The organism is Microbacterium sp. NPDC006705 (genome assembly GCF_044903545.1).
In the GTDB taxonomy this organism is placed as follows: Bacteria; Actinomycetota; Actinomycetes; order Actinomycetales; family Microbacteriaceae; genus Microbacterium; species Microbacterium plantarum.
Window position 1 is genome coordinate 632,098 of record NZ_JBJDQQ010000002.1, and the last position, 22,178, is coordinate 654,275.

17 protein-coding genes and 1 pseudogene are annotated in these 22,178 nt (G+C 71.4%); 7 read left to right on the forward strand and 11 right to left on the reverse strand.

The features are described from left to right. Positions 1-2: 2 nt before the first annotated feature. The 4 genes from ACI2K6_RS13550 to ACI2K6_RS13565 form a co-directional block, all read right to left on the reverse strand. Entirely contained in the window at positions 3-1,442 is a 1,440-nt protein-coding gene (locus ACI2K6_RS13550) for an RDD family protein (protein ID WP_404568821.1), read from the reverse strand. Positions 1,443-1,536: 94 nt separating this feature from the next. After that, positions 1,537-3,141 carry a bifunctional phosphoribosylaminoimidazolecarboxamide formyltransferase/IMP cyclohydrolase gene (gene purH / locus ACI2K6_RS13555; RefSeq protein WP_112617475.1) on the reverse strand — a complete coding sequence of 535 codons (1,605 nt, stop codon included), beginning with the start codon at positions 3,139-3,141 and terminating at the stop codon, positions 1,537-1,539. 39 nt (positions 3,142-3,180) lie between these two features. Continuing rightward, positions 3,181-3,795: a phosphoribosylglycinamide formyltransferase gene (purN, locus tag ACI2K6_RS13560; protein WP_274178973.1), complete on the reverse strand. Its 615-nt coding sequence runs from the start codon at positions 3,793-3,795 to the stop codon at positions 3,181-3,183. 4 nt (positions 3,796-3,799) lie between these two features. After that, on the reverse strand, positions 3,800-5,086 hold the full coding sequence (locus tag ACI2K6_RS13565; protein ID WP_404568822.1) for a DUF6350 family protein: 1,287 nt from the start codon (positions 5,084-5,086) through the stop codon (positions 3,800-3,802). A 79-nt stretch (positions 5,087-5,165) separates the two neighbouring features. Here ACI2K6_RS13565 and ACI2K6_RS13570 point away from each other — a divergent pair, with 79 nt between their 5' ends. Next, the gene (locus ACI2K6_RS13570; protein WP_269267966.1) at positions 5,166-6,602 is read left to right on the forward strand and encodes an NCS2 family permease; all 1,437 of its coding nucleotides are present in this window, start codon (positions 5,166-5,168) and stop codon (positions 6,600-6,602) included. Between the two features lie 93 nt (positions 6,603-6,695). On the opposite strand, the gene sucD is transcribed toward ACI2K6_RS13570, so the two are convergent. The 4 genes and pseudogenes from sucD to ACI2K6_RS13590 all read right to left on the reverse strand — a co-directional run bounded on the left by sucD (position 6,696) and on the right by ACI2K6_RS13590 (position 10,767). Beyond that, positions 6,696-7,598: a succinate--CoA ligase subunit alpha gene (gene sucD, locus ACI2K6_RS13575; RefSeq protein ID WP_112617478.1), complete on the reverse strand. Its 903-nt coding sequence runs from the start codon at positions 7,596-7,598 to the stop codon at positions 6,696-6,698. 27 nt (positions 7,599-7,625) lie between these two features. Next, on the reverse strand, positions 7,626-8,792 hold the full coding sequence (gene sucC / locus ACI2K6_RS13580) for an ADP-forming succinate--CoA ligase subunit beta (RefSeq protein ID WP_354449955.1): 1,167 nt from the start codon (positions 8,790-8,792) through the stop codon (positions 7,626-7,628). A gap of 133 nt (positions 8,793-8,925) precedes the next feature. Next, positions 8,926-9,526, reverse strand: a pseudogene (locus ACI2K6_RS13585) (DNA-binding response regulator). Continuing rightward, positions 9,523-10,767 carry a sensor histidine kinase gene (locus ACI2K6_RS13590; RefSeq protein WP_404568823.1) on the reverse strand — a complete coding sequence of 415 codons (1,245 nt, stop codon included), beginning with the start codon at positions 10,765-10,767 and terminating at the stop codon, positions 9,523-9,525. The pseudogene ACI2K6_RS13585 and the gene ACI2K6_RS13590 overlap by 4 nt, the downstream one beginning before the upstream one ends. 112 nt (positions 10,768-10,879) lie before the next feature. Here ACI2K6_RS13590 and ACI2K6_RS13595 point away from each other — a divergent pair, with 112 nt between their 5' ends. Beyond that, positions 10,880-11,380, forward strand: a complete 501-nt coding sequence (locus ACI2K6_RS13595) for a small multidrug efflux protein (RefSeq protein WP_404568824.1) — start codon at positions 10,880-10,882, stop codon at positions 11,378-11,380. 62 nt (positions 11,381-11,442) lie between these two features. Beyond that, a complete protein-coding gene (locus tag ACI2K6_RS13600) occupies positions 11,443-13,137 on the forward strand; it encodes a long-chain-fatty-acid--CoA ligase (protein WP_404568825.1) in 1,695 nt (564 codons plus the stop codon). Positions 13,138-13,146: 9 nt separating this feature from the next. Here ACI2K6_RS13600 and ACI2K6_RS13605 read toward each other — a convergent pair whose 3' ends face one another. Continuing rightward, entirely contained in the window at positions 13,147-14,667 is a 1,521-nt protein-coding gene (locus tag ACI2K6_RS13605; RefSeq protein WP_404568826.1) for an FAD-dependent oxidoreductase, read from the reverse strand. A 61-nt stretch (positions 14,668-14,728) separates the two neighbouring features. Between ACI2K6_RS13605 and ACI2K6_RS13610 the strand changes: the two genes are divergently transcribed. Further along, positions 14,729-15,394: a TetR/AcrR family transcriptional regulator gene (locus ACI2K6_RS13610; protein ID WP_282501435.1), complete on the forward strand. Its 666-nt coding sequence runs from the start codon at positions 14,729-14,731 to the stop codon at positions 15,392-15,394. A 46-nt stretch (positions 15,395-15,440) separates the two neighbouring features. Beyond that, entirely contained in the window at positions 15,441-16,688 is a 1,248-nt protein-coding gene (locus ACI2K6_RS13615) for an acyl-CoA dehydrogenase family protein (RefSeq protein ID WP_404568827.1), read from the forward strand. Positions 16,689-16,706: 18 nt separating this feature from the next. On the opposite strand, the gene ACI2K6_RS13620 is transcribed toward ACI2K6_RS13615, so the two are convergent. Both ACI2K6_RS13620 and ACI2K6_RS13625 read right to left on the reverse strand, forming a co-directional pair. Beyond that, positions 16,707-17,687, reverse strand: coding sequence for a hypothetical protein (locus ACI2K6_RS13620; RefSeq protein WP_404568828.1), 981 nt, complete (start codon positions 17,685-17,687; stop codon positions 16,707-16,709). 74 nt (positions 17,688-17,761) lie between these two features. Next, the gene (locus tag ACI2K6_RS13625) at positions 17,762-19,633 is read right to left on the reverse strand and encodes an alkaline phosphatase (protein WP_404568829.1); all 1,872 of its coding nucleotides are present in this window, start codon (positions 19,631-19,633) and stop codon (positions 17,762-17,764) included. A gap of 219 nt (positions 19,634-19,852) precedes the next feature. On the opposite strand from ACI2K6_RS13625, the gene ACI2K6_RS13630 reads away from it, so the two are divergent. Next, a complete protein-coding gene (locus tag ACI2K6_RS13630) occupies positions 19,853-21,010 on the forward strand; it encodes an AI-2E family transporter (RefSeq protein WP_274179039.1) in 1,158 nt (385 codons plus the stop codon). Positions 21,011-21,019: 9 nt separating this feature from the next. Beyond that, the gene (locus ACI2K6_RS13635) at positions 21,020-22,063 is read left to right on the forward strand and encodes an ATP-dependent DNA ligase (protein WP_404568830.1); all 1,044 of its coding nucleotides are present in this window, start codon (positions 21,020-21,022) and stop codon (positions 22,061-22,063) included. Positions 22,064-22,178 lie beyond the last annotated feature (115 nt).

Genomic DNA, 22,178 nt, shown 5'->3' on the forward strand with positions numbered 1-22,178 from the left:
AGTCAGCGGATCGCGACGACCGCGGAGCGGTCGCCGAAGCGGATGGTGTCGCCGTCGCGCAGCTCGACGGGCTGGCCGGGGACGAGGACCTGCTCTCGGGCACCGCGCACGAGAACGCTTCCGTTGGTCGAGCCGCGTTCGACAGCCACGACTCGGCCGCCGGAGCGAAGGAGCGCCCAATGGGTCTTCGAGATCGAACGCGTGTGGTCCACGACCGGAACGGGTGAGACGTCCACATCGTCGGGACCGGTTGCCGGGGCCCGGCCCAGAACGACGCCCCCGCCCGGCACCGCGATCGTGTCGCCCGAGTCGAGCGTGAGCTCGACGACCGCGGACGGCGCGGCCACCTGCTCGGCGGCGGGAACGGGTGCCGGCGCCGACACAGCGGGCGCAGCCGGGGCAGGGGCGGCCGGGGCAGGCGAAGCCGGGGCAGGCGGCGCAACGGGCTCTTCGAGCAGCGACGGCGGCGTCCACGGCGCCGCGCCGGCGGCGGGAGCGACGATCGCCCCCGGAGCAATAGCACCGGGCGTGGGTGCGCCGGCAGGCACTCCCGGCGCTGCGGGCGGCGGCGACGCCGCGGGCATGCCCGGTGCGGGTGCAACGAACGGCGCCGGCGCGACCGTGGTGGGGATGCCCGGGCGTTCCTCCTCCTCGACGGCATCCGTCTCGCCGATGATTCCGCTGCCGGGTGCGGAGCGAACGGCTCCGAGCACACCGCCCTTGTTTCGCGCGAGCGGAACGTACGACCCGGTGCCCGCCGAGGCGACGGGTGTCGCGAGCGACGGCAGCTCCGTCTTCACATCGAGCAGGTCCGTCGCGACCGTCTTCCTCGCGATGCGCATGCGCTTGTCGTCGTACGGGTTGAGCCCGCGCTTGATGTCGACGAGCCAGACGGCGGCCGCGAGATCGGGCCAGCTGCGGCCTCGCCGGTTGGGGTCGAAAAAGGGCGAGAGCGCGATGACGAGCAGGGGGCCGAGAATCGGGACGATCATGCTCGCGCAGAGGACGAGGTAGCGCACGACAGCGCCTCGCCAGAAGCCGGGACGCTCGAGCGTGCGGACGTTCACGGCGCGCAAGCCCGTCAGCGCCTTGCCCAGAGTGACTCCGCGGCGGCCGAGCAGGATGAGCTGGGTGAGGACGAAGGCCGTCGACAGACCCGAGCTCACGGCCGCGAGGATGATCAGCAGCAGCAGATCGTCACGGGCGGCGAGCGCCTCGACGGGCTCGGCCGCCAGAGCGATGCCGCTCAGCGCCGGAACGACGAAGACGAGCAGCGGCGACTGGATCAGGAGCAGGACCAGCGCTTCGATGGCCGTGGCCAGCACGCGCCGGCCGAACGGTGCTCGGCGCAGTCCGAGAGACGCGGCGTACTCCGGCCTCGGTCGGCCGTCCGCATCGAGCCCCTCGATCGTCCGAGCGCGCTCATCGATCTCCCAGATCACTCGTTCCTCCTCGAAACGATCCACACCCGAAGCGACCCTATCGCCCGTTCCGGGCCCGCCGATCACCTCTTGACTCGGCCGGCCCCGCTCGGCGTCAGTGGAAGAAGTGGCGCTCGCCCGTGAAGAACATCGTCACGCCCGCGGCCTGGGCCGCATCGATGACCTCCTGGTCGCGCACCGAACCGCCGGGCTGGATGATCGTCTTGATCCCCGCGTCGATGAGGACCTGCGGGCCGTCGGCGAAGGGGAAGAAGGCATCGGATGCCGCGACCGAGCCGGCCGCCCGCTCTCCGGCGCGCTCGACGGCGAGGCGGCACGAGTCCACGCGGTTGACCTGTCCCATGCCGATGCCGACCGTCGCCGATCCCTGAGCGAGCACGATGGCGTTCGACTTGACGGCGCGGCACGCCTTCCACGCGAAGATCATCCCCTCGAGCTCGGAGGGGTCGGGACGCTCCCCCGACACCAGCTGCCAGTCCGTGGCGACCGACTCGATGTCATCGGGGAAGCGGTCGGCGTCCTGCAGCAGGAGCCCGCCCGAGACGAGCCGGACGTCCATGCGCTCCTGACGCCAGTCGGCGGGGAGCCGCAGCACGCGGAGATTCTTCTTCAGCTTGAACACCTCGAGCGCGGCGGGCTCGAAGTCGGGAGCGACGATCACCTCGGTGAAGATGTCGCGCAGGTTCTCGGCCATCTTGAGCGTGACGGTCCGGTTGGCGGCGATCACCCCGCCGAATGCGGACACGGGGTCGCACTCGTGCGCGCGCAGGTGCGCGGATGCGATGGGGTCGAGCGCCTGCGGTGCGGTGACGGCGATGCCGCACGGGTTCGCGTGCTTGATGATCGCGACGGCGGGCTTGACCATGTCGAACGCGGCGCGCAGTGCGGCATCCGCGTCGACGTAGTTGTTGTACGACATCTCCTTGCCCTGCAGCTGCTCGGCCTGAGCGATGCCGTGGCCGCCCGCGCGCGTGTAGATGGCGGCGCGCTGATGCGAGTTCTCTCCGTAGCGCAACGTGGCCAGACGCTCGGCGCGGATCGTGAGGTGCTGCGGCAGCTCGTCGCCCTCGAGGGTCGACTCGGCGAACCACGTCGCGACGGCCCGGTCGTACTCCGCCGTGTGCGCGAAAGCGCGGGCAGCCAGGTCGCGGCGCTGCGCGAGGCTCGTGCCGCCGGCGGAGACCGACTCGATGATGGCCGGGTACGACGAGGGCGAGACGACGATCGCGACGTTGGCGAAGTTCTTCGCCGACGCGCGCACCATCGCGGGCCCGCCGATGTCGATCTGCTCGACGACGTCGTCGGGCGCAGCGCCCGAGGCCACCGTCTCGACGAAGGGGTACAGGTTCACGACGACGAGGTCGAACGCCGAGATGCCGAGCTCTCCGAGCTGGGCCTCATGGCTCTCGAGTCGCAGGTCGGCGAGAAGACCGGCGTGAACGCCCGGGTGCAGCGTCTTCACTCGCCCGTCGAGCGACTCCGGGAACCCGGTGACCTCGGCGACATCGGTCACGGTCAGGCCCGCATCGCGGAGCAGCGCGGCCGATCCACCGGTCGAGACGATCTCGACACCGGCATCGGCGAGAGCCTGTGCGAGCGGCAGAAGATCGGTCTTGTCGCTCACCGAGATGAGCGCTCGGCGGACGGCGACGAGGTCGCGCGCGCGGTAGAGGGCGGGGTCGTGGCTCGGTCCGGCCATGGCGGTTCTCCTCGGGTGCGGTGTGGGGCCTGCGGTGCGTCAGGCGGTCGGAGCGGTCGGGTTCGGGGATGCGGGCGCGGCGAGGTCGATCTCGCCGGTGGCGATGCGCCGCACGACGTCGATGAGCAGTCGGCGTTCGACGGGCTTGATGCGCTCGTGCAGCGACGCCTCGTCGTCGGAGGGGAGCACGGGCACGCGCTCCTGGGCCAGGATCGGCCCGGTGTCGACGCCCGCATCGACGACGATGACGCTTGCCCCCGTCAGCTCGGCACCGGCTACGAGCGCATCGCGCACGCCGTGAGCGCCCGGGAACTCGGGCAGATACGCCGGGTGGGTGTTGATGATGCGGGGCGACCACGCGTCGACGACCGCGGCGGGCAGCAGTCGCATCAGCCCGCTGAGCACGATGAGGTCGGGGGCCCAGGCCGCCAGCTGGCGAGCGAGCTCGTCACCCCACTCCTCACGCGTCGCGTACTCGCGGAACGGGACCGCGAAGGTCGGGATGTTGTACGCGTCGGCATGAGCGAGACCGTCGGCGGGCCGGTCGGCTCCGACGACCACCACGCGGGCGGGGAAGTCGGGCTCGGCCGCGGCGTCCAGGAGGGCCCGCAGGTTCGACCCGCCACCGGAGATGAGGACCGCGACCGTCAGCACCGTCCTACTCTACCCACGCCTTTCCGGCGGTCCGAGCCGGGTGTTCGGCATCGGCTGCCGAGGGGGCGTCGCGCCCGGGTTCGCGATGCGACGACCGCGGGCCGAGGAGGGCGATCGCGGCACCGATGCCGACCTCAACCGCGAAGGCGAGGCCGACGGCGCCCGCGGACGGGCCGATCTGGTCGAGCCGGTCAGGACCGAACGCGCCGGATGCCGACATCGACAGCACCGCGACGGCGAGACCGCCTCCGACCGCCAGAATCGCGGCGGCGATGAGCCGGGGCGCGACGGGCTCGGCGGCGAGAGCGGATGCCGGCGCCGGAAGCCTGCGCCGTGCCGCCGCCCCGGCGACGAATCCCACCGCGACGAACAGCAGCGCCGCGAGCAGCAGCATCGGCGGCGTCGCCGGCGGGACGGCTCCCAGCACGGGGATACCGGGGATCACACCCAGCTGCGTGCCGGAGGCGGCGACCGTCGAGCCGGCGCCGAGCGAGAACCCGGGGCCGGCCGCGAACGCGCCGCCCCACACGAAGAAGGTCGGCAGGTACGCCGCCTGGCCGATGGTGATGACCGTCGCGCCGATCGCGTCGACGTTGGCCGCCTGGAAGAGCGCCACGATGTCGCCGCCGCGGACGAGCATGGCGATGCCGACGAGGAGGGCACCGACCGCGACGAAGCCGAGAACGGCGATCGCGAGGCCGCGAGCCCCCGCCGATACCGCGGCGGCATGACCGCTGCGGTCGAGCCGCACGAAGAGCGAATCGACGGGGCCGTCGTCGCCGTCGCGCCACGCGCGGGTCACGGAGCCGACCAGGGCCGGCACCGCGAAGACGGCGGTGGGCAGCAGGACGGCCTGCCAGGTCTCGACGACGGCGTACGGAGTCGAGGCTGTCGCGGCGAGGATGGCCGAAACGACGGCGACGGTCGATGCCCCCGCGAGCACGCCCGTGAACCCGGCTCCCGCGCCGGCAGCGCGCGATCCCGACCGCGCGGCGAAAAGCGCGATGAGCAGAGCCACGGCGAGGGGCGAGAGCGAGAGCGAGAACGACATCGCGTCGGCGCCGATGCCGGTTCCCACCGTGTACTCCTGCGGCAGCGTCACCTCCAGCGGCACCAGGTTCCCGAACTGCCAGAGGCGCACCGACGCGGGCCAGAGCGACGACCAGTCGGCTCCACCACCGAAGGCGACGGCCCAGAGGACGGTCAGCGGCGCCAGGGCCGCGGCAACGCCGACGGCCACCGCGACGAGGGCGTCGAAGGCGGAGAGGAGGGCGACGAGCAGGCGATTCATGCCTGATCGACCCTACCCAGCGAGCCTGTGCGTGTCGGGCGGACGCGCGCGGGGCGCTACCGTCTTCTCGGAGGATTTTGTGAACACTACGCAATCGCGCGCGCCCCAGGGTGCCATCGACCGCTTCTTCGACATCAGCCGACGCGGCTCGACGATCGGCACGGAGGTCCGCGGCGGCCTCGTGACCTTCGTCACGATGGCCTACATCGTGATCCTGAACCCGATCATCCTGTCGGGCAAGCCGGATGTCGCGGGGACCACCCTCGACTTCGCGGCGGTCAGTGCCGCGACCGCTCTGACCGCGGGTGTCATGACCATCCTGTTCGGTCTCATCACGCGTCTGCCCTTCGCCTTCGCCGCCGGCCTGGGCATCAACGCCTTCGTCGCGTTCGGGGTCGTCGGCGAGGTCACGTGGGCAGAGGCGATGGCGCTCGTCATGATCAACGGCGTCATCATCGTGCTGCTGGCGGCCACCGGCCTGCGCAAGCTCATCTTCGACGCGGTGCCCGTGCAGCTGAAGCTCGCGATCACGGTGGCCATCGGCCTGTTCATCGCGTTCATCGGCTTCGTCAACTCCGGGTTCGTGACCTCGACCGGACAGGCCTCTCCCCCGGTCGGTCTCGGCGTCGGCGGGTCCGTCGCGTCGGTGCCGACCCTGATGTTCGTCATCACCCTCCTGCTGACCGGCATCCTCGTCGCTCGCAAGGTCAAGGGCGGCATGCTCATCGGCATCGTCACGGGCACGGTCCTGTCGATCGTCGTCGAGGCGATCTGGCACCTCGGCGCGGCCACCGAGAACCCCGGCGGGTGGGGACTGACCGTCCCGGCCCTCTCCGGCTCGCCCGTCAGCGTCCCCGACCTGAGCCTCATCGGCGCAGTCGACTTCGGGTTCGACCTCGGCAAGGTGAGCATCGTGACCCTCGTCATGCTCGTCTTCACCCTCGTCTTCTCCAACTTCTTCGACGCGATGGGCACCATGACCGGACTCGCGAAGGAGGCGAACCTCGCCGACGCGAAGGGCGACTTCCCGCGCATCAAGTCGGCGCTGATCGTCGAGGGCGTCGGTGCGATCGCGGGTGGCGCGACGAGCTCGTCGTCGGCCACGGTCTTCGTCGAGTCCGGCTCGGGCATCGGCGAGGGCGCGCGCACGGGCCTCGCCAACGTCGTGACGGGCCTCGTCTTCCTGCTGGCGATGTTCTTCACGCCGCTGACCTCGATCGTGCCCACCGAGGTCGCCGCGGCGGCACTGGTCATCGTCGGAGCCATGATGCTGTCGCAGATCGCGCACATCGACCTGACCGACTTCCGCGTCCTGCTGCCGGTGTTCCTCACGGCGACCGTCATGCCGCTCACCTACTCGATCGCCAACGGCATCGGTGCGGGCTTCATCTCGTGGGTGCTCGTCAACGCTCTCTCGGGCCGCGTCAAGCAGATCAGCCCGCTGCTGTGGGTCGTCGCCGGCGGATTCGTGATCTTCTTCGCCCGCGGGCCCCTCGAGGCGCTCCTCGGAGTCTGACCCGACCGCGGCACGCCGCCGCCGGGCGCAGCTCCGGAGAACAGCGAAGGGGCGGATGCCGCAGCATCCGCCCCTTCGTCGTATCCCGAAGCGTCAGAGCTTCTCGATGATCTCCCGCATGAGCGCGGCGGTCTCGGAAGGCGTCTTGCCGACCTTGACTCCGGCGGCCTCGAGGGCCTCCTTCTTCGCCTGCGCCGTGCCCGCGGAGCCGGAGACGATGGCGCCGGCGTGGCCCATGGTCTTGCCCTCGGGGGCGGTGAAGCCCGCGACATAGCCGACGACCGGCTTGGAGACGTGCGCCTTGATGTACTCGGCCGCGCGCTCTTCGGCGTCGCCGCCGATCTCGCCGATCATGACGATGGCCTTCGTCTCGGGGTCGGCCTCGAACGCCGCGAGGGCGTCGATGTGCGTGGTGCCGATGATCGGGTCGCCGCCGATGCCGATGGCGGTCGAGAAGCCGAGGTCGCGCAGCTCGAACATCATCTGGTAGGTCAGGGTGCCCGACTTCGATACGAGGCCGATCGGGCCTTTGCCCGTGATGTTCGCCGGCGTGATGCCCGCGAGAGCCTCGCCGGGCGTGATGATGCCGGGGCAGTTCGGCCCGATGATGCGGGTCTTGTTGCCCTTCGACTTCGCGTAGGCCCAGGCCTCGGCCGACTCGCCGACGGGCACGCCCTCGGTGATGACGACGAGGAGGGGGATCTCGGCGTCGATGGCCTCGACCATGGCGTCCTTGGTGAACGCGGGCGGCACGAACGCGACCGAGACGTCGGCGCCGGTCTTCTCGATCGCCTCGGCGACCGATCCGAACACGGGCAGCTCGACGGCGTTTCCGTCGGCATCGGTGTGCGAGACGGTGGTGCCGGCCTTGCGGGCGTTGACGCCGCCGACGATGTTGGTGCCCGCCTTGAGCATCAGCGCGGTGTGCTTGGTGCCCTCACCGCCCGTGATGCCCTGGACGATGACCTTGGAGTCCTTGTTGAGGTAGATAGACATGTCGTTGGTCCTTTTCGCGTCCGGAGCTCAGGCGTTCGCCAGCTCGGCGGCCTTGTCGGCGCCCTCGTCCATACCGGCGGCGAGGGTCACGAGCGGGTGGTTCGCGTCGGCGAGGATCGCGCGGCCCTCGTCGACCTGGTTGCCGTCGAGACGCACGACGAGCGGCTTGGTCGCCGAGTCGCCCAGGATCTCGAGGGCCTTGACGATGCCCTCCGCGACGGCGACGCACGACGTGATGCCGCCGAAGACGTTGACGAAGACGCTCTTGACCTGCTCGTCGCCGAGGATGACGTCGAGACCCGAGGCCATGACCTGGGCGTTCGCGCCGCCGCCGATGTCGAGGAAGTTGGCGGGCTTGACGCCGCCGTGCTTCTCACCGGCGTAGGCGACGACGTCGAGGGTCGACATGACCAGACCCGCACCGTTGCCGATGACCCCGACCTGACCGTCGAGCTTGACGTAGTTCAGGCCCGACTCCTTGGCCTTGGCCTCGAGCGGGTCTGCGGCGCCCTTGTCCTCGAGCTCCTCGTGCTCGGGGTGGCGCACTTCGCTGGCGTTCTCGTCGAGCGAGACCTTGCCGTCGAGAGCGACGATGTCACCGGCGCCCGTGCGGACGAGCGGGTTCACCTCGACGAGGGTCGCGCCCTCGCCCTTGTAGACGTCGTAGAGCTTGACGAACACGTCCGAGACCTTCTCGACGAGGTCGTCGGGGAAGTTCGCGGCGCGGGCGATCTCGACGGCCTTGGCCTTGTCGATGCCTTGCAGCGGGTCGACCTCGATGCGCGCGAGCGCCTCGGGACGCTCGACGGCGAGCTCCTCGATCTCCATGCCGCCCTCGACCGAGCACAGGCTCAGGTACGAGCGGTTGGCGCGGTCGAGCAGCACCGAGAAGTAGAACTCCTCGGCGATGTCGGCGCCCTGCGCGATCATGACGCGCTGGACCACGTGGCCCTTGATGTCGAGGCCCAGGATGGCCTCGGCTGCGGCGTATGCCTCGTCGGGGGTCTTGGCGACCTTGACGCCGCCGGCCTTGCCGCGACCTCCGGTCTTGACCTGAGCCTTCACGACGACGACACCGCCGATCTTCTCGGCCGCCGCCTTCGCCTCCTCAGGGGTGTCGGCGATGATGCCGGCGAGCACCGGCACCTCGTACTTCTCGAACAGGTCTCGGGCCTGGTACTCGTAAAGGTCCACTGCAATCCTTCGCTGGGCGACGGTGGGTGATGGGCGTGAAGAATCTCGATGTCGAGAGATCGCCCGATCGGAAAGCCTACTACCCGCGCCTGACGGCCCCGTGCCCGCGCCCCGCCGAACGGAGGGGGCGGTGTCAGATCCAGCCGCGCTCGCGCGCCATGATCGCCGCCTGCTGCCGGGTGGCGAGATGGAGCTTGCCCAGCACCGACGAGACGTGGTTGCGGACCGTGCCCGCCGACAGATGCAGCGTCGCCGCGATCTCGGCGATCGTCTCGCCTCGGGCACCTGCCCGCAGCACGTCGAGCTCCCGATCGGTGAGGGGGCTCCGCTCGTCGCTGAGGGCATCGGCGGCGATCTCGGGGTCGACGTAGCGTCGCCCCGCGGCAACCTCGCGGATGACGGCGGCGACGTCGTCGGCGCGGCGGGATTTCGGCACGAAGCCGTCGACGCCGGCGCTCAGCGCGCGTCGCAGCACGCCCGGCCGCGTGCCGTGTGACGACGACGCAGCGCGCCGGAACCCGCTGCCGGATGCGGGCCGCCGCCTCGACCCCGTCGATGCCGGGCATCTCGAGGTCGAGCAGACAGACATCGGGACGCAGCTCGAGCGCCCGCTCGACCGCGCTCTCGCCGTCGCGGCATTCGGCGATCACCTCGAGGTCGTCCTCGAGCCGGAGCAGCGCGGCGAGGGCCGAACGGATCATGTCCTCGTCGTCGGCGATGAGCACCCGGATCACCGCGGCATCCCCTCGCCCGCTTGCTCCCGCCCCGCGGCGGCCGCGGGCGCTTCCGCTGGCACCGAGACGACGACCTCGAACCGGTCGTGCTCGCGGCGGGTCCGCAGATCACCGCCGGCCACCCCGACCCGGTGCGAGATGCCCGCGAGGCCCGAACCAGCGCCGAGCGACGACGTCGGGCCCGGGTCGTTGGCGAAGACGACACGCCAGAATCCGCCGTCGCGATCGAGCCGCACCTCCGCCCATCGCCCACCGCCGTGCTTGAGCACGTTCGTCGTGCACTCCCGGACCACCGGCCCCAGGAGGTCAGCGGGGGCGAGGACGGCGTCGGCGGCCACGTCCGACCGCACCGCGAGTCCGGCCGCGCGCAGCAGATCGGCGGCGTTGGCCAACTCATCGGGCAGGGGCACGCCGCGGAAGCGTCCGGCGAGTTCTCGGGTGCCCGTTCGCGCCGCGTCGACGGAGGCGCGGGCCAGGCGGATCTGTTCCCCCGCGGCATCCGGATCCCGGGCGAGCATCCGCTCGGCGAGCTCCAGCTGCAGCGCGATCACCTGCAGGTGGTGCCCCTGCAGGTCGTGCAGCTCCCCCGCCAGGCGCAGCCGCTCCTGCGTCGCGGCGAGGCGCGACTCGGTCGCACGCGCACGATCGAGCTCGAGCACCACGTCCCAGGACCACAGCGACAGAGCGATGGATGCCGGCAGAGCGACACCGAAGACGAGGAGAGCGAATGTCAGCGAGCCCGCACCCTCGAGACGGGCCCGCTCCGCGAACCAGAGCGCGACGAGGGCGGCCTCGACGAGGATCACGCCGCGCCACCGGATGCCGGGCCCCCAGCGCACCAGGCACAGGATCGTCGCCAGGACCGAGGCGCCGAACAGCACCGACACGGTCGCCGCGCCGAGCAGCACCGATCCGCCCGTCCCCAGCAGAACCGGCCACGACAGGAAGCGGCGCAGGCGAGGCGGGCGATCCGCTTCCCCCACATCGCCGTCGGCTCGGTATCGAACGAGCAGCACGACCGTCGACACCAGGACGGCGATCGATCCGACCGCGTATCCGACGATCACTGCCGGATCCTCCAGGCGGGTGCGGACCAGCAGTGCCCACAGGCTCCAGATGCCGAGCGCCGAGATCATGAAGAAGACGATGGACACGGCGATGTACCACGAGGTGGCCACGACCTCGCGGGCGAGCGTCGTGCTGCGCTGCGCGGCTGCCGGGCGAGGGTCGCGGTCGTTCACGAGGCCCACAGTACGGCCATGACGTTTGTCACGGTCCGGGTCGCGGAACCTCCCGGACTCCCGTGACGCCCCGGCACTCCCGTGAGCGTCGGGCCGCCGCTGGGATGGATCCATGACCAATCCCTTCGCAGACCTCATCCTCGGCTTCCAGGACCTCGTGGCCCGGATGCCCGACATCCTTCAGCCCGTCATCGTCGCCCTCGCGGGCGCTGTGCCCTTCATCGAGGGCGAGGGCGCCGCGGGCATCGGCATCATCGGCGGCATCCACCCCGTCGTCGCCGCGCTGGCCGGCGCCATCGGCAACTTCGTCTGCGTCGCGGTCGTCGTGCTCGTGGCCGCTCGTGTCCGCACGGCCGTGACGAAGCGCGGCGGGGCACCCGAGAAGCCGAAGTCGGCCCGAAGCGAGAAGTTCCAGAAGGCGTACCACCGCTACGGCACCCCGGGCGTGAGCCTGCTCGGTCCGCTTCTGCTGCCCACGCAGTTCACCGCCGCCGCCCTGACCGCCACCGGAGTGCCCCCGCGCACCGTCCTGCTCTGGCAGGGAGCGGCGATCGTGATGTGGACGACGATCATCACGCTGTTCATCACCGGAGTGCTCTACGTCGCCGCCTGACGCGCACGCAACCCCCAGGCCGTATTCAGCGGCGGGCATGCCGCGGAATGCAGGATGGGGACATGACCGCCCTCGAGTCCCGCCCGTGGCTGTCGGCCTACGCCGACGGCGTCCCCGCCGAGATCGACGAGGTGACGCAGACCCTGCCGGAGATGCTCGCCGCGACCGTCGAACGGCACGGCAATCGGACCGCTCTGGGGTTCTTCGGCGCCACCATGACGTATCGCGAGCTCGGCGCGAACGTCGACCGGGCCGCCGAGGGGCTGCGCCGGCTCGGGGTGACCGCGGGCGACCGGGTGGCGATCGTGCTGCCCAACTGCCCGCAGCACGTCGTCGCGTTCTACGCGGCGCTGCGCCTCGGCGCGATCGTCGTCGAGCACAACCCGCTCTACACGGCCCGCGAGCTGCGCCACCAGTTCGAGGACCACGGCGCGCGCTTCGCCATCGTGTGGGACAAGACCGTCGACACCATCGCCGACTTCCCGACCGATCTGCGCGTCGAGCGCATCATCAGCGTCGACGTCACCGAGGCGCTCCCCCGCGGCAAGCGGATGCTGCTCCGGCTGCCGATCGCGAAAGCACGGGAGTCGCGCGCCCAGCTGACCGCGAAGCCGCGGACCAAGGATGCACTGCCCTGGTCGAAGCTCGTCGACCACCGCCCCCTGTCGCGTCGTGTGGCGGGACCGACCCTCGACGACACGGCGTTGCTGCAGTACACCAGCGGCACGACCGGCATCCCCAAGGGCGCGGTCCTGAGCCACCGCAACCTGCGGGCCAACGCGATGCAGGGGCGCGCGTGGGTTCCCGGGCTCGTCGAGGGCGAGGAGACGTTCTACGGCGTCCTGCCGCTCTTCCACGCCTACGGCATGACGCTCTGCCTGACCTTCGCGATGAGCATCGGAGCGAAGCTCGTGCTCTTTCCGAAGTTCGACGTCGGCCTCATGGCGGATGCCGCGAAGAAGAGCCCGCCGACGTTCCTCCCCGCCGTGCCGCCGATCTACGACCAGCTCGCCCGCGCAGCATCCCGCGGCACCATCGACCTCTCGCGCGTGCGGTTCGCGATCTCGGGAGCGATGAGCCTGCCGGTCGCCACCGTCCGCCGCTGGGAGGACACCACGGGCGGGCTCCTCGTCGAGGGCTACGGCATGACCGAGTCCTCCCCCGTCGCGCTCGGCAATCCCATGGGTCCCTCGCGCCGCCCCGGCACGGTGGGGGTGCCGTTCCCGAGCACGGACATCCGCATCGTCGACCCCGACGACCCGTCGGTCGACCGCGAACCGGGCGAGGAGGGCGAGCTGCTCCTGCGCGGTCCCCAGGTGTTCTCGGGCTACTGGCGCCGCCCCGCCGAGACCGCCGACGCGCTGCTGCCCGGCGGCTGGCTGCGCACCGGAGACATCGCCGTCGTCTCGCCCGACGGTTTCGTCACGATCGTCGACCGGCTCAAGGAGCTGATCATCACCGGCGGGTTCAACGTCTCGCCCAGCGAGGTCGAAGACACCCTGCACGCGCACCCCGACGTGGAGGCGGCGGCCGTCGTCGCGGCTCCCCGCTCATCCGGTGGCGAGGAGGTCGTCGCCGCGGTCGTGTTGCGCGAGGGCGCTTCGCTGGACGTCGAGGGGCTCCGCGACTTCTGCCGGACGCGTCTGGCCGCGTACAAGGTCCCGCGCCGCATCGTCGCGGTCGACGACCTGCCCCGGTCGCTCATCGGCAAGGTGCTGCGACGTCAGGTGCGCGAACAGCTGCTCGCGCGGGACTGACCTCTCGGGTCAGCGCAGACGTCGCAGGCCCGTCGAGGCGGGACCCTCGATGCGCTCGCCGTCGGGGGTGAAGCGCGACGCGTGCAGCGGGCAGTCCCACGTGCACTCGAGGTCGTTCCACTCGAGCACACCGCCCATGTGCGGGCAGATCGCGCTGACCGCCCGTGTCTGACCGTCGACCGTCGAGACGCCCACCGGCCGGGCGTGGTGCTGCGCGACGGTCCCTTCGCCTTCCGCAGGCTGCGCGACCGGGGTGGACCGGGCCAGCGCCGCGGTCCAGCCCTGCGCGGCGACGGCTCCGACCTTCGCGTTCTCGGAGACCCCGCGCGCCAGGTCTGCGGGCACCGTCAATCGCGTTCCGATGACCGTCATCCAGGTCGGCCGCTCGCGCATCTTCTCGCCGCGCAGTTCGCTGGCGATCCGCAGGGCCGCTGCCGGCGCGTTCGTGAGCCCCCACTTGGCGTAGCCGGTCGCGAAACGGACGCGACCGAGCGAGCGCGGCATCGAGCCGATGAACGGCACGAGGTTGTGCGAGGTGTAGTCCTGCGCCGACCAGCGGTGGGTCTCCGCGCCCACCGGGAACGTGTCCCGGGCCCACGCGATGAGCTCGTCGAGTTTCGCGAGCTCGCTGTCGGTCCGGCCGACCGGGTGTCCGGCGCCGCCGACGATGAGCTGCGGTGACCGCTCCGGGCCGGCACCGTCGGCGGCCGTCGCGGTGCGCACCGACCGGGTGGGGCTGTCGGCCGACAGGTACATGCCGTCGGGCACCTCGCCCTCGAGGTCGAACGACACGCACGCCGACCGCATCCCGCTCACCTTGGCGAAGTAGAGCCCCCGATCGGTGATGGGGGCACCCGTGGCGAGCACGATCTTCCCGGCGAACAGCGGGCCCGCCTCGGTGTCGACCCGCGGCCTCGGCACGACCCGCACCCGGCTCACCGCCGTGCCCAGGTGGAGCCGACCTCCGGCCGCGACGAACGCGGTCGCCAGTGCCGCCAACAGGCTCATGGGGTCGATCGCGCGCTGATCATCCAGAGCGACGGCGCTGGCCATGTGGACGGGACTGGCGGCGAGCTCGTCGGCGCCCGCGAGCCGCGCGTCGAGGCCCGCCTCCCGGGCCGCCCGGTACTCCTCGGTCACGGCCGCCACGCCTTCGGCCCCCTGCGCATGCGTGTACGCGGTTCGGGTCGTGGTCGAGACCCCGAGCTCGTCCGCGGCGCGGGTGATCCACTCGAAGCCGTCGCGGTTCGCGTCGAGATAGGCCCGGACGAGGGATGCCGGGTGGTGCCGGCGGAGCGATGACAGCGTCGTGCCCTGCAGAAGCGAGATCTTGCCGGTGTTCGAGCCCGAGGCGAGCTCGCCGATGCCGCCGCGCTCGACGATCGCGACATCCATGCCGCTCCGGACCAGCTCGAGGGCGGTGGCGAGGCCGGTCAGCCCCGCGCCCACGATGATCACGTCGTGGCGTCGACCGGGTTCGAACGGCGTTCCGGCGGGCACGGTGACGTCGGACTTCCAGAGCGCGGTCATCTTCGCAGTCAACGCCGAGCGCCGGACGGCGGCAAGCGACTTGACACTAGGCTCGGTGCCCATGACCGAGGCCTCCCGCACCCCCGGCGACCCTCTGGTGGCCGCGGCCGTTGCGATGTTCGACGAGCAGGGGTACGAGCGCACCTCGGTCGACGACATCGCGCGGGCGGCGGGTCTTTCGCGGTCGACGTTCTTCCGGCAGTACGGCGGCAAGGACGATGTGGTCTTCGCCGACCACGACGTGGCGATCGCGACGCTGCGCGAGCTGCTCGAGACGCCGCACGAGAGCCCCTGGCGGGCCGTGTGCGACGCCGCCCTCGCGGCCTTCGACCATTTCGCCGCCGATGTCGAGCTGGCGCGACGCCGGTATCGCGTGGTGCGGGGTGTCCCGGCGCTGCGCGAGCGCGAGATCGTCATGGTCTTCCGTTACGAGCGGCTCTTCGGCGACCACCTGCGCGAACGCCTGCCCGACCTGGATCCCGCCGAGGCCGTCGCCTTCAGCGCGGCGGTGACCGCGGTGCACAACCATGTCCTGCGCCGCCTCCTGCGCGGCGACGACGCGGTCACGCGAGCCACGGTGGAAGCCGCGCTGGACGACCTGCTGCATCGCTTCGGCGTGCACCCCGACGGTCAGGCGCCCGCCGCCGACGACGTCGTGGTGGCCGTCTTCCCCCGCCGCATGCCGCTCGCCGAGGTCACCCGCCGTCTCCGCGCCGATCTCTCCTGAGTGCAACCGGTGACACTCAGTGCCACTAGGGGCGATACTGGATGTCATGAGCGATGAAGCCGACCGTGATCTCGACGCGCTCCCCGGCGAGCGCGTCGCCTCGTATGTCCTGACGGGACGCGGCGACACCGACTACTACGGCGTCTTCGCCGACGTCGACGACGAGGACCGGGCCGCCTGGAACCGCGCCCGCGCCTTCGTCGACGAGGTGGGCGACCGGATGCAGCAGGCCTGGGACTCCGCGATCTACCCGCTCGACCTCGTCCGGCGGATGGGTGAGCTCGATCTCTTCGTCGACGGCATCGAGCATGCGGACCTGACGCGCATCACACCGCTCGGGGCGGGCCTGGTGACGATGGAGATCTCACGCGGCGACGGCTCGCTCGGCACGGCGCACGCGGTGCAGGGCGGGCTCGCGCTGCGCACCCTCGCGCTGTTCGGCTCGCCCGCCCAGCAGGAACGCTGGCTGCGCCCCCTCGCGACGGGCGAGGTGCTGGGCAGCTTCGCCCTCACCGAGCCCGACCACGGCTCCGACTCGGTCTCGCTCGAGACCGTCGCCCGCCGCGAGGGCGACGAGTGGGTGCTCCGCGGCGCCAAGAAGTGGATCGGCAACGGCGCCTCGGGCGGCATCACGTTCGTGTGGGCACGCGTCGACGATGAGGGCGATGATCTGCACGGCTCGGTGCGCTGCTTCCTGGTCGAGCAGGACCGCCCGGGCTACACCGGCACCGTCATCGCGGGTAAGGCTTCACTGCGCGGCATCCACCAGGCTCACGTGGCCCTGCGCGACGTGCGGGTTCCGGCCGACGCGGTGCTGGAGGGCACGAGGTCGTTCCGGGATGCCTCGACCGTCCTCTACGCCACCCGTTCGGGGGTCGCGTGGTCGGCGCTCGGCCACGCGACCGCCTGCTACGAGGCTGCGGTCACCTATGCCGGGGAGCGCATCCAGTTCGGGCGGCCGCTCGCCCGCTCGCAGATGGTGCAGGAGCGCCTCGCGCAGATGCTCGACGAGCTCACCGCGATGCAGCTCTACTGCCGCCGCCTCGCCGACCTCGAGACCGCCGGCGGCCTGCGCCCGACCCAGGCCTCCCTGGCGAAGTACCACAACACCCGCGCCGCACGGCGGATCGCCCAGGTCGCGCGCGACCTGCTCGGCGGCAACGGCATCCTGCTCGAGAACGGGGTCATGCAGCACATGGCCGACATCGAGGCGATCCACACCTACGAGGGGACCGAGAGCGTGCAAGCGCTGTTGCTCGGCCGCGACATCACCGGCGTCGGCGCGTTCACCTGATCCGCGGTGGGCGGCGGCTCAGCGCGCGCGCCGGCGCAACACGATGACCGCCACGAGCGCGATGATTCCCGCGCCCAGCGCGACGACCGCGATCGACGACCAGGGCACGGCCGGCGTCGAGAACCCCGAGGATGCCGCTTCGGGCAGCGGCACGCGATCGTCGCCGAGCGAGATCGGGGTCACCGCGACCTCGCCGGCGGCGAAGAACAGCGGCGTAATCGGCAGCTCGATGCGCTGCGTCGCCGATCCGCCGGGCAGCACCTCGAGCGCTTCACCGGCACCCCTGCCCGGCATGAGCCCCAGCGGCCCCGCGGCCTCGGCGGCGGCGCTCGCCCCGAACCGGACGTTGCCGGTATTGGTCACCTGATACTCGACCGTCAGGGTCCCGGGCGCGAACGGAATCCACGACGGTGTGAAGCTCGCCGTGGCGGCGTCGATCCGCAGCGCGGGGGCGATCTCGCCGGCAACCTGCAGGTGCACGCGCACGCCGACGCGGTGCGTCACCGTCACACCCGTCTCGTCGGTGCTGAGTCCGACGACGATCCCCGCGGGATGATCGCCCGGCGTCGCGTCCGCCGGAACGGTGATCGTCACCGGCAGCACCCGAGTCTCGCCCGCCGCCAGGGCCAGCGACCCGCCGTCGAGCCCGCCGACATCGATCCACGCGCCGCCCGCCTCCGGCTCATCGGTGCGGACGTCGTAAGCACCGTCGGTGCCGACGAGCCCGTCACCGGCGGAGACGGCGAAGACGGCGGGTTCGGCGGAGTGGTTGGTGACCGCGACGGCGTCGGTGATCGCGGCGCCCGGGTCGATGGTGTGCCGCAGCGACACCCGGCCGTCGGGTCCCGCAGCGTCGGCGGGGACGACCCCCCACTCGATCGCGGGGGACTCCGGCGCGGCAGCCGATGCCGGGACGACGGTGAGCGAAGCGGACGCCGTGAGCGCGACGAGGACGCCGGTCGCCAGCAGCACGGCACGGACGAGAGGGATGCGGGGCATGGTGTCTCCGGTGAGCGTGGGCGGGGACGGGCGGGAGCCCGCCCCCGCCGATGGGGGTGTGCTGCGCGGGACGCTCAGTCCTGCGCGAACAGGGTGAGCGTGATCTCGCTGCCGTACCGACCGCCCGCTGCCTCGGCGGGGATCGACAGGTCGAGATCAGCGCCCACGACCGTCGCGCCCAGGCGCGAGGTGCGGTCCGCAGCCGCCAGAGTCGCGGGAGCCTCGAGGGTCGCGCGCCCGCCCGCGGCGGCGCCCGACTCCGACCGGATCACGCGCGGCGTCCAGGCGAGGTTCTCCGCCGCGAGCGTGCGGTTGCCCGCGACGAAATCGGTCGCGGAGCCCGCGAGCGTCCAACCGCGTCCCTGAGCGCGGACCTCATTGCGCGTGTCGGCGACCGTCACGAGCGGCAGAGTGGCGTCGAGCCCCTCCCCCGAACCGCTGAACGACACCCGCTCGCCGTGGCCGGCGACGCTCAGGCTCAGGGCCCCCTCCGCCTGACGCCCCGCGACCGTGGCCTCGAGCGCCACCGCATCCGCCGAGCTGCGCTCGCCGTGTCCGAGGAAGTCGAAGATCGTCTCGCCGATCGCGGTGTTGTCGAGATAGGCGCCGCGGACGACGTCCCACTGATCGGCGCGCGCCTCGAGCACCTCGGCCCCGGCGCCCTTGGCGAAGAGCGGAACGAGCGCGTTGGTGTGTCCACCCGAGTGCCAGGTGAGGTCCGGCAGCTGACCCGCCGTTCCCGTCATCGGCGTCCATCCGGCCTCGGGACCGGCGCCCGCACCCGCGAGGTAGCCGGTCTCGTGGTCTGCGGTGACGACGACGAGCGTCTCGTCCCAGCTGCTGTTCTCCTCGACCCACGCCTCGACGGCCTCGACGGCGTCGTTGAAGGCGATCTGCTCCTCGATCAGGCGCGTGGTCTGGTTCGCGTGGCCGGCCCAGTCGACCGCCCCGCCCTCGACCATGAGGAAGAAGCCCTCGTCGCCCGTGTCGAGCACGTTGAGCGCGCCGCGAGCGAGCGTGTCCAGGTCGGGGACGTCGTTCGCGGGATCGGTGTACGGCAGCACGGCATCGTTGGCGAGACCGGGACGGTTGTACTGCAGCGTCTCGGCCACCTGCGCGAGGCCGAACACCTTCTCGGGGACGGCGGTGCCTGCGGCGAGAGCTTCGAAGTCGGCTCTGTCGTCGATGAAGCTGTAGGGCGTGGCGCCCGTCGACACCCGCTCGTAGTCGTTCTGCGCGATCCAGGTCCAGTCGGCCGCACGCGACTGGTGTCCGTCGGTGTACATCGGGTGTCCGCCGCCCATGAGGACGTCCACGCCGCTGTCGATCATCTCCGCCGCCAGGCCCTGGTAGTCGTTGCGGTCGGCGTTATGGGCGATGAAGCCCGCGGGGGTGGCGTGGTTGAAGGGCACGGAGGTGACGAGCCCGACCTTCTTGCCGACCTCCTGCGCCTGCTCGCCGACGGTGAGCAGGCGGTCCCCGCCCGGCTCGAAGCCGAGGGTCCCGTTGTTCGTCTTCACACCGGTTCCGAGCGCCGTGCCCGCTGCCGCGGAGTCGGTGGCGCCCGAAGCGACCCAGTCGAAGTCCCCCCAGGCCTTCTCGGTGACGTACTCCGCCCGACCCGAGGCCGAGTAGTGCGACTGGGCGACCTGAACGGGCCAGGTCTCGTAGGCCTGACCGGGCGTGGCCGCCTCGTGCGCGATCGCGCCGGTCGCGGGATCGACGGTGACCTGGTGCGCGCTCGTTCCGTGCTCGTAGAGGCTCGCGGCGTCGAACTGGTTGTAGCCCGCGCCGTCCGAGATCATCAGGATGACGTTCTTCGGAAGGGATGCCGGGTCGGCCTCGGTCGCGCCCGCGGCGATGGCGGGTGCCGACGCGAGGGCGAGGCCGGTGACGATGCTCGTCGCCGTCAATGTGCAGGCGCGCGTGTGCGCTCTCCGTTGCATGGAGATCCTCTTTCGTATCTGGGGGGAGGTGCGAAAGCCGCCGCGTGCGGGCGGCCCTTCAACGGTGGTCGGCGCAGGTGTCCACCCGCCGACACCTGAGCGACGGGTCGGTGAACGGGAGGAGCCGCGGACGTGACCGCCGTCGCCGCTGCCCTGCCCCGCGAGCGCCTCGAGCGCAACCCCGCGTCAGGGGCGTCGCGGTCCGCTAGCGTCGTCGTCATGAGCCTGTTCCGACGGAGACCGCGGCCCGAGATCGTGCTGGCGGATGCCATCGACCGCGACGCCGAGCGACCTCCCGCAGGCTTGTGGGCCGACGGCTTCGGGCGGCTGGCCATCCGCGGAGTGCAGATCATCGTCCTGGTGATCCTCGCGATCGGCGTCGTCTACGTGCTGCGCCAGGTGTCGGTCGTCGCGATCCCCCTGATCCTCGCGCTCATCTTCGCGTGCGCGTTCGCGCCGGCCATGAGCTGGATGCGTCGGCACGGCGTGCCGTCGCTGCTGGCGACGATCATCACCCTGCTCACGATCGTGCTGCTGCTCAGCGGCCTCTCGTGGCTCATCGTGTGGGCCGTCCGCGACCAGTGGGACGACCTGTACTCCCAGGCCGAGGAAGGATTCCAGCAGCTCGTCGCCTGGGCGCAGACGCTGCCCTTCTCGATCGATCAGAAGCAGATCGACGAGTGGCTGGGCGCCCTCGGCGACTTCGTCACCAGCGCTCAGTTCGGATCGGGCGCCATTGCCGGCGTGAGCGCGGTCGCGACCTTCATCACCGGCGCGGTGCTGATGGTGGTGATCCTGTTCTTCTTCCTCAAGGACGGCCCGCGCATGTGGGAGTTCCTGCTGCGCCCGTTCCGCGGGGCGAACGAGCAGCGGGCTCGCCGTATCGGCGACAAGACGGTCGTGGTGCTCGGCTCCTACATCCGCGGCACCGCCGCCGTCGCCTTCGTCGACGCGGTCGGCATCTTCATCGCGCTGCTCGCCCTCCAGGTTCCGCTCGCTATCCCCCTGGCCGTGCTCGTCTTCCTCCTGGCCTTCATCCCGATCGTCGGTGCGACGCTCGCCGGCATCCTGGCCGCGCTCGTCGCACTCGTCGCGAACGGCCCGCTCAACGCGGTCCTCGTCGTCGGTGCCGTCGTGCTCGTCAACCAGCTCGAGGGCAACTTCCTGCAGCCGGTCCTCATGGGCCGCACGATGAAGCTGCACTCGTTCGTCGTGCTCGTCGCTCTGACCGCCGGCACCGCGATCGGCGGCATCCTGGGCACCCTGCTCGCCGTGCCCATCACCGCCGTCGTCTGGGGGATCGTGCAGGTGTGGGACGGGCCGAACCTGCCCGCCCGCTGGGCCCGACCGAAGCCGCGCGAGCAGCTGCGCGCCTGAGGAACCGCGATGACCTACGACATCCCCGCGCCGATGCTGGCCAAAGCGGTGCCCGCCATTCCGGATGCCGGGCCCCGCGGCGCGGGGCTGTCGTTCGAGCCGAAGTGGGACGGGTTCCGCGCGATCGTCTCCTGGGACGGCGAGAGGGTCGAGATCGGAAGCCGCGGTTCGAAGCCGCTCACCCGGTACTTCCCCGAGCTCGTCGACGCCTTCTCGAGGCTGCTCCCCGAGCCGTGCCTCATCGACGGTGAGATCGTCGTGGCCACCGACACCGGTGCCGGCCGGCGGCTGCAGTGGGAGGCTCTCTCGCAGCGGATCCACCCCGCTGCCTCGCGCGTGGCGCTGCTGAGCGAGCAGACACCTGCCATGTTCATCGCGTTCGATCTCCTGGCCCGCGGCGAGCGAGACCTGCAGGCCGAGCCCTTCTCGCGGCGGCGTGAGGAACTCGTCGAGCTGCTGCGCGTCGTGCCCGATCCGATCCACGTGACGCGCGCGACCGACGACGTGCGCACCGCGCGTCGCTGGCTCGCGGAGTTCGAAGGCGCCGGCCTCGACGGCGTCGTCGCCAAGCCCGTGGATCAGCACTACGCCCCGGGCAAGCGCACGATGCTCAAGATCAAGCATGCCCGCACGGCGGACGTCGTCGCGATCGGATACCGCATCCACAAGTCCGGGACCGGGGTCGGCTCACTGCTCGTCGGGCTGTACGGCGATGACGGCGAGCTGCACGGGGTCGGCGGGGTGTCCGCGTGGAGCGACAAGCGGCGCCGTGAGCTGATCGACGAGCTCGAGCCGCTGGTCGAGCGGGATGCCGCCGGGGCGGCGGTCACCGGCGAATCCGACCGCTCGCGCTTCGCATCGTCGAAGGATGTCTCATTCGTGAGGCTGCGACCCGAGCTCGTGCTCGAGGTGCGCTACGACCAGCTCGAGGGTCGGCGGTTCCGGCACACGGTCCAGTTCGAGCGCTGGCGCCACGACCGGGACGCCCGCTCGTGCACGTTCGACCAGCTCGAGACCGTCGCCGCCTACGACCTGGCCGACGTTCTGGACTGACGGCGGGCGAGCGGGCGACACCGGCCGTTCACGCCGCGGCCACCGATCGTTGCGCGCCGCTTCCTAGCGTGCGAGAGTCGCCCGCAACCCCCGCCCGCCCGGGCTGGGGGCGCGA